Source organism: Enterobacter sp. 120016, assembly GCF_018383635.1.
Taxonomy (GTDB): Bacteria; Pseudomonadota; Gammaproteobacteria; order Enterobacterales; family Enterobacteriaceae; genus Enterobacter; species Enterobacter asburiae_D.
The window spans coordinates 214,118-227,178 of record NZ_JAHAWC010000005.1; the positions used below are offsets into that span (position 1 = coordinate 214,118).

The following is a 13,061-nucleotide window of genomic DNA, read 5'->3' on the forward strand; positions in this document are numbered from 1 at the left end:
TCACGGCTACATCATTAACACATTGCGTGCTGGACACGCCAACATCTCTTTATTGGGTACATCAGTCCGTGATAAGAAGTGCATCATAAATGAACACCCCATGCTGCGCAATTTTTATACAGCGCTCAGGACTGATTAAATTTAAACAACGGCAGCAGGTAGCGCTGCGCCTCTTCCGTGATTGCCTCGAAGTACTCTGGCTCAAGGGTTCGCCATAAGCGCTGATACCACACATCTTCACCTTCGCCACGCACCATCATGTTACCTTCGTAGGCCTGCATAAATTTACTGCGTGCTTTCTGCAGCGAAGCCTCATCCGTTAACATCGCATCATTCTGCGCGTCATAACAGGCTTTTATCCACGCTCCGCCACTTTCCGGCAGTAACAGGAGCGGTTTGTTCATTCCCTGACGGTAGCCCTCAATGTACAAAGACAGGTACCGTAACGCCTGTTCAGACTCCATCGGCGGGAAGCGCCATTCGCCCTCTTTGCGCACGAAAATCCGGCTTTCACCTTTATGACCACCCGCACTGTAGACAAGATGTTCCAGCCAGAGTTGCAATCCCTGTGAAACGCTCAGCATAGAGGGCCGCCAGCGCAGCAGCCCGTCCGGCTGAACCTGGGTTAACCAGCCCGTGAGCTCTACGCCACTGCAGTTGAGATCGATTTCAATACTTTTGCCCGGCTGCCGACACGCTCTCACGCGCTCTGCCAGGGCGGTCATCTCCTGACACTGCGCCTCCCAGACAATTTCCCCGAACGCCCCATAGGGCAACTGCCCTGCAGCACGGTAGCGGCGGTAAAGTTTGTCAGCATCTTCCTCTTCAACCAGCGCATTCAGCAGCTGAAGGTTTAGCTGATAGCGCTCCAGCCCTTCCAGCGTAAAAGGCTCTGCATCCGGAATTTCGCTCTCTTCAGAACGGAAGTTAACCTGCAATCGTTGCTGGAAGAAGGCCCGCACCGGATGCGCCCAAAACCGCTGAAGCTGTTCGAAGGTCAGGGTGTTAATGGGCAGCGGATCAAGCGTCTGAATGAAATCCGTGTGCGCATTCCCCTCCCTTTTCGCCGCCGGTAGCCACTCCTGTGCATAGCTCTGGCGCTCGCTGGCCGTGTAGTTCACAGGGTCAAACGGCATGCGGCTGTGGAGACAGGTGATATGGGCTTTCACCCTCTGCTCGCTTTCATCGCAGTTGCGCTCCTCATCCCCCGGCAGATAGTGGCTCTGACCGATATAGTCCACCAGCTCCTGCACCAGAACGGAGGGAAAACGCTCGCTGTTGTCCTGAATGGAACGGCCGATATAGCTGATATAGAGCTTATTCTGGGCAGAAATGAGCGCCTCAAGGAAGAGGTAGCGGTCATCATCACGGCGGCTACGATCGCCCCGTTTTGGATTTGCGCTCATCAAATCGAACCCCAGCGGCGCCAGCGCGCGGGGATAAACGCCGTCGTTCATGCCAAGCAGACAGACCACTTTAAACGGGATAGAACGCATTGGCATCAGGGTACAGATATTGATGGGGCCTGCCAGGAAACGCTGGCTGATTCGCTCCTGATCGAGCCGCTGCGTCAGCTCATCCCTCAACAGCGACAGCGGGATGGCCTCCTGATAGTGGGAATTCACGCCTTCATCGATGATCGCCTGCCACTGCGTTTCAATCAGCGCCATTGCCGCTTCGGTGTCACTGTCTGGCAGGAAGAAATCATTAAGCAACGCCCTGCAAACCGGAAGCCACGCGTCAAGCGGACGCGGCTGCAGCAGCTCGTGTCGCCAGCGGTTAAGCTGCATCAGGAGTGACGCTAAATGCCCCACCAGTTCAGCAATTAACCCGCTGGACTCATCGTAAGGCAGCACCTCGTTCCACTCGCCCTGGCTGCTCTCCATGGCGTAGCCCAGCAGCATACGCGTCAGGCCAAATCGCCACGTGTGCTGCCCGGTTGGGGGGAGTTCGAACTCCTGAACGTTATCGTCATCGATCCCCCAGCGAACGCCGGACTCATTCACCCACTGGCGAAGGTAGCGCAGCCCCTCTTCATTGATGTTGAAGCGTGCAGCCAGCACGGGAACATCCAGTAACGCAAGGACATCTTCGGAGATAAAGCGGCTATCCGGCAGTGAAAGCAGGGTGATAAATGCCTGCAGCGCCGGATGCGACTGGCGGGCACGACGGTCAGAGATAGCGTAAGGCAGGTATCGCTCGCCCGTCGCACTGCCAAAGACGGCCTGAATAAAGGGACTGTAGCTGTCGATATCCGCCACCATCACCACGATATCGCGTGGCGTCAGTTCGGGATCGTCCTGCAGCATCGCCAGCAGCTGGTCGTGAAGCACTTCGACCTCACGCTGTGGACTATGGCAAACATGGATCGTGATGCTGCGATCGCCAGCGTCCAGCTTCCGCTTGCTGTCGCTGCGTTCGAACTCGTTCGCCGTCACGCCCATCACGGCACGGTTTTCCAGATCCAGAATATCCAGCTGAATATGGTGAAGCAGGCTATCCGGGGTAATGTCGACAAAGGCATCCACGTCGCCTTCACCTGATGAAGTGATGTCTGAAAGCATGTGAATGTAGTCACGCCCCAGCTTCCCCCACGAGGCAAGCAGCGGATTGGGCAGGTTCTGGATACCGTCTTCATCGAAAAGCTGCCCGGCAGTCGAGCCGTCTTTAAACAGCGGGACGGCACGTTCTTCAAAAAGGCGTTTTCTTTGGCGAGTTACCAGCCGCGCAAGCCAACGTTCGTCGAGGATATCCCCCCAATACTGTCGGCAAGGGTTGGTAAACAAAATATGGATATCAATATGCTTACCCAGCGCATGTAACGCCTTCAGATAGACAGGGGGTAATGCGGATATCCCGCAGATAAAGACGCGTGACGGCAGTCGGGCCGGGCGCTCCGACGCATTTTCAAGTATCGAGATAAACCGATCGTAAAGATTGGCACGGTGCCACTTTGGCTGGCCAAGTTTCTCCGTATACTCTACCAGCGCTTTCCACAGCGGTGCCTGCCATATTTGCGCCTCCGGCAGCCCTTCAATCAACTCGCCCGCTTCCCAACGAATTAACCAGTCAGAACGGTAAACAAGGTATTGGTCGTAGAGATCGGCGGTGCGCGACGCCAGCTGGAACAGCTTGCGCTTATCGGTATCGTCATTGAGATAGTGGCGCAGCATGGCGAATTCATCGCGCTGCAGCATGTCCGGCAGCAGCGCCATCAGCTTCCAGCTCATGCTCTGCTTGTTGAAAGCGCTCTGCTCCGGGATGTCCGGCAAGACGCGAACGAACATGTCCCAGATAAAGCTCGCGGGCAGCGGGAAATCAATGTTCGCGGCTATGCCAAATTTACGGGAAAGCGACATTTGCAGCCACTGCGCCATACCGGTGCTCTGCACCAGCACCATTTCGGGCTCAAAAGGATCGTCAAGCCGATCGCGCTCAACGATAAATTCCATCAGTGCTTCCAGCACATCCAGACGATTTGAGTGGTAGACCCTTAACATAGACGCTCCCGACTACTGGCTAACCGGGCAATGCAGACGCGTTATCTCACCGCGCCGCCCCAGAGGAGAAATAAGTGTAACCGTGATGCTGACACATCCTGCGTGCGTTGTCTGCCCCCGACTGGCCTGCCAGCCTGCGGGGAGAACATTTGTTGAGAGCTGAGACTGATTCCAGGCATAGTGCCAGAGCTGGCGATACTGATTAAACACGCTAAACCGCACCGCCAGTGCCCGGTGATAACCCGACAGAGCCGTCACGACGATCACCAGCAGCATCATCGCCAGCAGGACCTCCACCATGCTAAACCCTTTTTCTCTGCTCACGGCAGCTGGCATAACGCGATCTCCTTGAGGGGACAAAAATCACTCCAGCCGTGAGGCGAAAAGCGAATTTTCCCGTCGACAATCTCTCCTGCGCGCCAGAGCAGGAGGCCGCTGTCACCGGCAATCAGCAGCACACGCGCCTCACTCAGCTGGCGCAAGCAGACTCGCCACGCCGATGTCTTTTTGCACTGAACCTGTGACTCTGACGACCAGCTCTGAACCCGTCCCCACTCAAGCGCGGACTGTACCGTCGCCTGCAGTTGGAGCGAGCGGCTCTCGCCGCCAACGAGCGCGCTAAACGTTGTGAGCTGCTGATTGAGCCCCGTGAGGATCAGGGTACCGAGCACGAGCAAAAGCAGAACCAGCGCCAGTGAAGACATTCCGCGTTGACGATTCACAGGTTGTACCCCGTGACCGTATACGAAGCCTCCCAGGGCTCCCCCTGCCCGTCTTTTCGCATCGCGGCAAGTTCGATAGTCACCTCTGGCGCAAAACCGGCATGCTCCACTTTCCTCACCACAAAATGCGCGATCGTAAGCCTTTCCGGGTCCGTGAGCTTTTCCCATCCTTTTCCTTCACACGACGTCGCTCCACGCTGGGTTTCCAGCGCGCCAGATTCCAGACGAAAACCGGTGCTGTCATTTTCTGATGCCGTGTTATCCCAGATGCCGTTACTGTTGGCATCCCACCGCACGATGACGCAGCCTCCAAGCCTCGCGGTCACCAGCGCCTGTCCCTGACAGTTTCCCGCACAGTACCCCGCACGCTGAAGCTGCTTGCCCAGGGCAAACAGATGTTGCCAGACCTCTTCCTCCAGCTCTCTCTGGCCGGATTGCAGTAAAACTGCCCGCTGTAATCCGGGTAAAAAACGCGATGCGCTTATCAGCAAAAGGCTGCTTATCGCCGTGGCGATCAGGACTTCAGTCAGTGAGAAACCGCGCTGCCTCATCAACATGAACCTCCCTCAGAGACCTTACACATCCTGATGCGTCCTCCATTTGAGACAATAATCAGCCATGCTCCGGCACGGCTTTGAACGCGTATCCGCCCCGCCCACGCCGTATCCCTTAATCCATAGAACGCCAGAGACGGCGTGACCTCACTGACCTCGACCTCAGGCCAGAGCGAAATCAGTACAAAGGGACTGCCCTTCTCACATCCCTGCACGGCAGAGCTCGCCAGACAGTCCCGGTCTCCCACTCGCTGACGGGTAATTTGATGGTCGCGGTTGTGGCGGTTGGCATGGTTGCGCAAAAACAGCAGGTAATCTCGCACCTGGCTGGCGGTTTGCCACAGCCGCTGCTGCCGTTGCCAGCTGTCCCAGCCGTACAGTCCTGTGGCGCTGAGGATAACGACAAGCGAAATCGCGACCAGCGTTTCGATAAGCGTAAAACCGTTCTCTTTTTTCATACCGGGAGTGTGGCGAAGCGCCGTGAACATGACGAGCGACGGATCCTCGTTTTACGAGGCGTTATCAGAAGAATTGGGAGAGTTGCAGCGCGTTGCACGCTTTGTGGATAGCGCCTCGGGAAACGGGATAACGGCAAAAAAAAACCGGCGCTAAACAGCACCGGTTGTGTCACGCTTTATCGCATCAGATAGCGACGGGCGCTTTGATGCCAGGATGCGGGTCGTAGCCCTCAATCTCGAAATCATCAAAGCGGTAGTCGAAGATTGATGCCGGTTTTCGTTTGATAATCAGCTTCGGCAGCGCACGCGGTTCGCGGGTCAGCTGGAGATGCGTCTGTTCCATATGGTTGCTGTAAAGATGGGTATCCCCACCGGTCCAGACAAAATCACCCACTTCCAGGTCGCACTGCTGCGCCATCATGTGGACCAACAGCGCATAGCTGGCAATGTTAAACGGCAGCCCGAGGAACACGTCACAGGAGCGCTGGTAGAGCTGACAGGAAAGCTTCCCATCCGCCACATAGAACTGGAAGAACGCGTGGCACGGTGCCAGCGCCATTTTATCCAGCTCGCCGACGTTCCAGGCGGAAACGATGATTCGGCGCGAGTCCGGATCGTTTTTCAGCTGGTTCATCACGGTGGTGATCTGGTCAATATGGCGGCCATCAGGCGTTGGCCATGCGCGCCACTGCTTGCCGTAAACCGGGCCCAGGTTGCCGTTTTCATCTGCCCACTCGTCCCAGATTGAGACGTTATTTTCGTGCAGATACGCAACGTTGGTATCGCCTTGCAGGAACCAGAGCAGTTCATGAATGATTGAGCGCAGGTGGCAGCGCTTTGTCGTCACCAGCGGGAAGCCTTCTTGCAGATTGAAGCGCATCTGGTGGCCAAAAATGGAGAGCGTACCGGTACCGGTGCGGTCGTTTTTCGGCGTGCCCTCATCGAGCACTTTTTTCATCAATTCAAGATACTGTTTCATGGTTCCTCAGGAAATTTGTTGCTGTGGACGACGACGATACGCCCAAATCATCATAATGGCACCCGCGACAATCATCGGAATGGAGAGGATCTGCCCCATGCTGATGTACTGTACCCACTCGCCGGTAAACTGTGCGTCTGGCTGACGGAAGAACTCGACGATAATACGGAATGCGCCGTAGCCGATCAGGAACAGGCCGGAGACAGCGCCCATCGGACGCGGTTTGCGGATAAACAGGTTGAGGATGATAAACAGCACCACGCCTTCTAGCGCCAGCTCGTACAGCTGAGACATATGGCGCGGCAGCACGCCGTAGGTATCGAAAATGGACTGCCACTCCGGATGTGATGGCAGCAGCGCAATATCTTCTGCGCGGGAGCCCGGGAAGAGCATCGTATACGGCACGCTCGGGTCGACGCGGCCCCACAGCTCACCGTTGATAAAGTTGCCCAGACGGCCAGCGCCGAGACCAAATGGGATCAGCGGTGCGATAAAATCTGAAACCTGGAAGAAGTTGCGCTTGGTGCGTTTGGCAAAAATCACCATTACCAGGATCACCCCAATCAGCCCGCCGTGGAAGGACATGCCGCCGTCCCAGACGCGGAACAGATAGAGAGGATCGTTCAGGAATACCGGGAAGTTATAGAACAGCACATACCCAATACGGCCACCGAGGAACACGCCGAGGAAGCCCGCATACAGCAGGTTTTCAACTTCGTTTTTAGTCCAGCCGCTGCCCGGACGGCTGGCGCGACGGCCAGCGAGCCACATGGCAAAAATGAAGCCCACCAGGTACATCAGACCGTACCAGTGAAGCGAAACAGGTCCTACTGAGAAAATGACCGGATCAAATTCCGGAAAATGCAGATAACCACTGTTCATCTGTCACCACAAGATGTTGTTATTCCGCTGAAAGTGGACAGCGGTAGAAATGCGATTCTGCTGTAAGCAGAGGCTCCAAAGTTGCGAATCATAGCACAAGGCGGGCGCGGAGGATGCGCCGGAGATGTAAAAGATGTGTATAGGGTTTTATGCGCGCTGGCGCCCTCACCCACAGGGAGAGGGCGAAAGACGATTAGCGCCCACCGCGGATCAGGCCGCCCATACCGCGTCGTTCCATAAACGCCGCGACCTGATGACGAACCTCAGCTGCCAGCTGTGCGTCAAGGCTGCGTTCAGCCAGCTCGCGGGCATCATTGATGTCGATATGCCGCAGCAGGTATTTCACGCGGGCGACGGCACGACCGTTCATCGACAGATGGCGGAATCCCAGACCAATCAGGATTGCAACACACATGGAATCCCCGGCCATTTCACCGCACAGGCGTAAATCAATGCCGTACTGTTCCGCTTCACGGGCGATCATCGCTAACGCGCGAATGATCGCCGGATGCAGGCTGTCGTAGATACTGGCGACGCGGGTATTGTTACGGTCGACGGCCAGGATATATTGCGTCAGGTCGTTCGTGCCGACAGAGATAAAATCAACGCGGTTTGCCAGCTGCGGCAGCATAAAGACCATAGACGGCACTTCAAGCATCACCCCAATCCGTGGTTTCGGGATCGCGTAGCCGATCATCTCTTCCACTTCACGACCCGCACGTTCGATCAGTCGCCGGGACTCGTCGATCTCATCAATGCTGGTGACCATCGGCAGTAAGATGCTGAGATTGCCCGTCGCCGCGTTGGCGCGCAGCATCGCACGCACCTGGATCAGGAAGATCTCCGGCTGGTCGAGCGTAATGCGGATCCCACGCCAGCCCAGGCACGGGTTTTCTTCGCTGATCGGCATATAGGGCAGCTGTTTATCCGCCCCGACGTCCAGCGTTCGCAGGGTGACAGGTTTGTCGTTAAACATCTGCAGCATCCCCTGATACTGCGCCACCTGCTCCTCTTCCGAGGGGAAACCGCTCTGCAGCATAAACGGGATTTCAGTACGGTACAGGCCAATACCGTCGATGCGGCTGCCAAGCTTTTCTTCATGCTCCGGGCTTAAACCGGCGTTGAGCATGACTTTGATCCGCTCACCGCTCTTCAGCTGTGCGGGGAGGTTAACGTCATCTTCCGCCAGCTTGCTTAATTCATTCTCTTCGCTGATGAGACGCTGATATTCCTGGAGCAGAACCGGCTCAGGATCGACCAGCAGCTCACCGCGATAGCCGTCAACTACCAGCGTACGGCGGTGCAGCACCGACGGCTGGATATCCGCGCCCATAACGGTCGGAATACCCAGCGCGCGCACCATAATGGCGGCGTGTGAGTTGGCGGCGCCATCGCGCACCACCACACCGGCCAGCCTGTCCTGAGGCAGTTCAGCCAGCGTCGTTGCCGAGAGTTCATCGGCGACCAGAACAAACCGTTTTGGCCAGGCATTCGGCCCCTGAATGGTGTCATCGAGATGGAACAGCAGGCGCTGGCCCAGGGCGCGGAGATCGCCAGCCCGCTCCTTCAGGTAACCGTCGGTCAGTGCCGCAAATTGGTCGGCAAATTTTTCGATTACCTTCTTTACCGCCCACTCTGCGACCGAGCCTTTGTCCACTTCCGCAAAAAGCTCACGACGCAGACGCGCATCGGAGAGCAGGTGCGAATAGAGGTCGAAGATGGCCGCCGTCTCTTTTTGTGCGCCTGCGGCAAAGCGCTTGCTGTAACGACGAAATTCATTCGCCGCCTCTTCCAGCGCGGCGGTAAGACGCTCGCGCTCAAGCGCTTCATCAAGCGTTGAGGCTTCGTAAACCTGCTCCATTAGCGGCAGGGTGGCGTCCATCCAGCCTTCCGCTATCGCCACGCCTGGCGATGCAGGAAGAGCACGAATGCGCGTATGGCGATACTGACCAAAAAGCGCGGCAAGCTGAGACTGGGAGAGAATCGCCGCCATCTGCGTGGCCAGCGTGACGAGGAAAGACTCTTCGCTTTCATCGTACTGACGTAGCTCGCGCTGCTGGACGACCAGCACGCCGAGCAGCTGGCGGCGCTGGATAATCGGCACGCCAAGGAAAGCGCGGAAGCGCTCTTCTTTTACGGAAGGGATGTATTTAAAGCTGGGGTGTTTTTGTGCGTCAGCAAGGTTGATAGGTTCAGCCAGCCGGCCAACCAGACCGACGATACCTTCATCAAATGCCAGCGTTACCGTGCGTCCACGTGGTTTTTTCAAACCACGGGTCGCCATCAGGTAATAGCAGCGCCGATCGTGGTCGGCCAGATACACCGAACAGACCTCGGTCTCCATCGCAAGACAGATGTCAGTGACCAGAATATTCAGCGCCTCGTTCAGACGCGGAGCACTGGCCACCTTCTCGACTATTTCTCGCAAGCGGGTGAGCATGATTTGCGTAGCTTAACCTCTTTTACGTCGCCATGCAGGTGCGCTCTGCGGCTTAGGCGGGATCTCCTGAAGCTGCATTACCACACTTGCAAACTCTTTCATCACCCTACGGTAAACATCGCGTTTAAATGACACGACCTGACGAACAGGATACCAATAGCTCACCCAGCGCCAGCCATCGAACTCCGGCGTACTGCTGGTTTGCATATTGATGTCTGAATCGTTGCCCACCAACTGCAACAGAAACCACTTCTGTTTCTGGCCGATACAAACCGGCTTTGTGTCCCAACGCACCAAACGTTTCGGTAACTTGTAACGCAACCAGTTGCGGGTCGAAGCCAGGATGCGAACATCTTTTCGGCTTAAACCGACCTCTTCAAAAAGCTCCCGGTACATCGCTTGTTCTGGGGACTCTCCTGGATTGATCCCGCCTTGCGGGAACTGCCAGGAGTGCTGACCATATCGCCGGGCCCACATTACCTGGCCCTGACGATTACAAATTACTATTCCTACGTTCGGGCGGTAGCCATCGTCATCAATCACCGGACTACCCCAAACTAAACCTTATATATGAATGATTGTTTCACACTACAGGGAGGCGGTAAACCACTCTCTTACAGGGCTGCAGCCTAATAACATTTGAATAACTCACAAATAAGTGCTGAGTTATAAACAGATGAGAGTCAATGAAGGGAATTTTATTCACCTTTTCTGTGGATATAGTTGTGAAGAAGTGTCTGATTACCGATGAACAACCTAAAACACCGCCGTGCTCTCTCTTTTATCTGAATTCAATAATGCACTTATTTTCATATAGTTAAATGTATATCCATGAACGCAAAACAGAATAGCGTGACGATCGTCACATCAGGGATCGTGGTGCTGATGAAAGATCGAACAGCGTCGGTTTTATCCACAGATTGTGCCAATAAGTTAGTCACAATTTGTTTGAAAATTCGATTTTCATCGCACGTCAAGGCTGTAAATTGAAACAGTAGTTAGGGTTATGCCCAGTTATCCCATTTTTCTGTGGATAACATGGTGTAAGATCCTGTTCATTGTCAGTGACCAGATTTGAACAACCGGTTTTCTGACTCAGGTGAAACGATTTCAAATCAATAAAAAAAATCTATAAATCATAGACATAGAATATTGGTACAGAAATAGTTAAACTCTATCCACAGGGGACAATTTCTTCGTTTATTTTTTAATCAAAAGGTTACCTTCATGCATCCGCTTACACCCTTGCTCTCACCGCCGTCCAGCGAAGGCCAGTTGCTACAGCAGGCACAGCGTCTGGCAGGCTTTTCGCTTGGCGAACTGGCGGCAATGGCAGGGCTTCAGATCCCGAAGGATCTGAAGCGGGATAAAGGCTGGATCGGCATGCTGCTTGAACTGTGGCTGGGCGCCAGCGCAGGGAGCAAACCCGAGCAGGATTTTGCAGCGCTTGGCGTGGAGTTAAAAACCATCCCTGTAGACCGCCAGGGCAAGCCCCTTGAGACCACCTTCGTCTGCGTTGCGCCATTAACCGGCAACACCGGCGTGACGTGGGAAACCAGCCACGTTCGCCACAAGCTGAAGCGCGTGTTGTGGGTACCGGTTGAAGGTGAGCGTCAGATCCCCCTGGCTGAGCGTCGCGTTGGCGCGCCGCTGCTCTGGAGCCCGAACGACGATGAAGAGCATCAGCTGCGGCTGGACTGGGAGGAGCTGATGGACATGATTGTGCTTGGGCAGGTAGAGCGCATCACCGCCCGACACGGAGAAGTATTACAACTGCGCCCGAAAGCGGCCAACAGTAAAGCGCTTACCGAGGCAATCGGCGCGCAGGGCGAGCCGATACTGACGTTGCCGCGCGGTTTTTATCTCAAAAAGAATTTCACTGGCGCACTCCTGGCACGTCATTTCCTGTTAAAAACATAGTTTTTTACTTATTTTGCGAGCTCTCAAACATAATCGACTGCTTTTTAAGATTTTACCGCTTCCTCAAGTCGCCATATCGGGTTAATACTAGATTATGATTTGATACGCGCCAGATGAGGACGATAACGATGAAAAAATGGGCAGTGTTAGTTTCAGCAGTCGGTTTAGCGTTTGCCGTATCGGGCTGTAGCAGCGATTACGTTATGGCGACAAAAGACGGTCGAATGATCCTGACCGACGGCAAACCCGAAGTCGACGATGATACCGGTCTGGTCAGCTACCGCGACCAGGAAGGTAATAAAATGCAGATCAATCGCGACGAAGTCTCGCAAATTATCGAGCGATAAACAGAGAGAGGTCAGTCGCTTGCTGGCCTTTTTGATTTTTTTCTTCCCCTTTTGCTTCCCCTCTGCCATGTTTATATTCCTTTGTCGGGCACGCCCTGACGCGGTCTATAAGTCTACTGAGGAAGCCGGCTATGCATTATCACCGTATCCCCCACAGCGCTCTGGAAATAAGCCAACTGGGGTTGGGCACGATGACATTTGGTGAACAAAACAGCGAAGCCGATGCCCATGCACAACTCGATTACGCGGTCAGCCAGGGGATTAACCTGATTGATGTCGCGGAGATGTACCCTGTTCCTCCCCGTCCGGAAACGCAGGGACTTACCGAAACCTACGTCGGTAACTGGCTGGCAAAACACGGCAACCGTGAAAAGCTGGTGATTGCCTCAAAAGTCAGCGGTCCCGCGCGCAACAACGATACCGGGATCCGCCCGAATCAGATCCTCGATCGCAAGAATATCCGCGCCGCACTGGACGCCAGCCTGAAGCGCCTGCAAACCGACTACCTTGACCTGTATCAGGTGCACTGGCCGCAGCGCCCAACCAACTGCTTTGGTAAGCTCGGGTACAGCTGGAATGAGAGCGCCCCCGCCGTAACGCTGCTGGAAACGCTGGAAGCGCTGACCGAGTGCCAGCGCGCGGGAAAAATCCGCTACATTGGCGTCTCTAACGAAACGGCCTTTGGCGTAATGCGCTATCTGCACCTTGCCGATAAACACGATCTGCCGCGTATCGTCACCATCCAGAACCCTTACAGCCTGCTTAACCGTAGCTATGAGGTGGGTCTGGCCGAAGTGACGCAATATGAAGAAGTGGAACTGCTCGCCTATTCCTGTCTCGGCTTTGGCACGCTGACGGGGAAATACCTGAACGGCGCGAAACCGGCCGGGGCGCGAAATACCCTCTTTAGCCGCTTTACCCGCTACAGCGGAGAGCAAACGCAGAAAGCCGTTGCAGCCTATGTGGATATCGCAAAGCGTCACGGTCTTGACCCTGCGCAGATGGCGCTGGCCTTCGTGCGTCGTCAGCCGTTTGTTGCCAGCACCCTGCTGGGCGCGACCACGATGGAACAGCTGAAAACCAATATTGAGAGTTTCCATCTGAACCTGAGTGAAGAGGTGTTAGCGGAGATTGAAGCGGTGCATCAGGTATACACATACCCGGCACCGTAATAAAAGCAAAACGGCAACGCACGTTGCCGTTTTTAGAGTTTGCTCCCTCTCCCTGTGGGAGAGGGCCGGGGTGAGGGCATCAGGCCG

At 55.2% G+C, this 13,061-nt stretch carries 12 protein-coding genes; 3 read left to right on the top strand and 9 right to left on the bottom strand.

Going from position 1 to position 13,061, the window contains the following annotated elements:
• Positions 1–125 precede the first annotated feature (125 nt).
• The 9 genes from recC to rppH all read right to left on the bottom strand — a co-directional run bounded on the left by recC (position 126) and on the right by rppH (position 10,078).
• Positions 126–3,500 carry an exodeoxyribonuclease V subunit gamma gene (gene recC / locus KIF87_RS10365; protein WP_213328671.1) on the bottom strand — a complete coding sequence of 1,125 codons (3,375 nt, stop codon included), beginning with the start codon at positions 3,498–3,500 and terminating at the stop codon, positions 126–128.
• Positions 3,501–3,512: 12 nt separating this feature from the next.
• Positions 3,513–3,836, bottom strand: a complete 324-nt coding sequence (locus tag KIF87_RS10370; RefSeq protein ID WP_213328672.1) for a prepilin-type N-terminal cleavage/methylation domain-containing protein — start codon at positions 3,834–3,836, stop codon at positions 3,513–3,515.
• Positions 3,821–4,222, bottom strand: coding sequence for a DUF2509 family protein (locus KIF87_RS10375; RefSeq protein WP_213328673.1), 402 nt, complete (start codon positions 4,220–4,222; stop codon positions 3,821–3,823). Before KIF87_RS10375 ends, KIF87_RS10370 begins: the two co-directional genes overlap by 16 nt.
• Positions 4,219–4,779 carry a prepilin peptidase-dependent protein gene (locus KIF87_RS10380; RefSeq protein ID WP_213328674.1) on the bottom strand — a complete coding sequence of 187 codons (561 nt, stop codon included), beginning with the start codon at positions 4,777–4,779 and terminating at the stop codon, positions 4,219–4,221. Before KIF87_RS10380 ends, KIF87_RS10375 begins: the two co-directional genes overlap by 4 nt.
• Positions 4,773–5,234, bottom strand: coding sequence for a prepilin peptidase-dependent protein (locus KIF87_RS10385; protein WP_213328696.1), 462 nt, complete (start codon positions 5,232–5,234; stop codon positions 4,773–4,775). Before KIF87_RS10385 ends, KIF87_RS10380 begins: the two co-directional genes overlap by 7 nt.
• 184 nt (positions 5,235–5,418) lie before the next feature.
• Positions 5,419–6,213 carry a thymidylate synthase gene (thyA, locus tag KIF87_RS10390; RefSeq protein WP_014885081.1) on the bottom strand — a complete coding sequence of 265 codons (795 nt, stop codon included), beginning with the start codon at positions 6,211–6,213 and terminating at the stop codon, positions 5,419–5,421.
• A gap of 6 nt (positions 6,214–6,219) precedes the next feature.
• Positions 6,220–7,095, bottom strand: coding sequence for a prolipoprotein diacylglyceryl transferase (gene lgt / locus KIF87_RS10395; protein ID WP_023309046.1), 876 nt, complete (start codon positions 7,093–7,095; stop codon positions 6,220–6,222).
• A 193-nt stretch (positions 7,096–7,288) separates the two neighbouring features.
• Positions 7,289–9,535: a phosphoenolpyruvate--protein phosphotransferase gene (ptsP, locus tag KIF87_RS10400; RefSeq protein WP_159514832.1), complete on the bottom strand. Its 2,247-nt coding sequence runs from the start codon at positions 9,533–9,535 to the stop codon at positions 7,289–7,291.
• Between the two features lie 12 nt (positions 9,536–9,547).
• On the bottom strand, positions 9,548–10,078 hold the full coding sequence (rppH, locus tag KIF87_RS10405) for an RNA pyrophosphohydrolase (RefSeq protein ID WP_013098553.1): 531 nt from the start codon (positions 10,076–10,078) through the stop codon (positions 9,548–9,550).
• Positions 10,079–10,762: 684 nt separating this feature from the next.
• Between rppH and mutH the strand changes: the two genes are divergently transcribed.
• The 3 genes from mutH (at position 10,763) to KIF87_RS10420 (ending at position 12,974) form a co-directional block, all read left to right on the top strand.
• Entirely contained in the window at positions 10,763–11,455 is a 693-nt protein-coding gene (gene mutH / locus KIF87_RS10410; protein ID WP_213328675.1) for a DNA mismatch repair endonuclease MutH, read from the top strand.
• A gap of 128 nt (positions 11,456–11,583) precedes the next feature.
• Positions 11,584–11,802: a YgdI/YgdR family lipoprotein gene (locus KIF87_RS10415; RefSeq protein ID WP_008499668.1), complete on the top strand. Its 219-nt coding sequence runs from the start codon at positions 11,584–11,586 to the stop codon at positions 11,800–11,802.
• A 131-nt stretch (positions 11,803–11,933) separates the two neighbouring features.
• Complete coding sequence (locus tag KIF87_RS10420; RefSeq protein ID WP_038417288.1) at positions 11,934–12,974, top strand: NADP(H)-dependent aldo-keto reductase; 1,041 nt, start codon at positions 11,934–11,936, stop codon at positions 12,972–12,974.
• Positions 12,975–13,061: the final 87 nt, after the last annotated feature.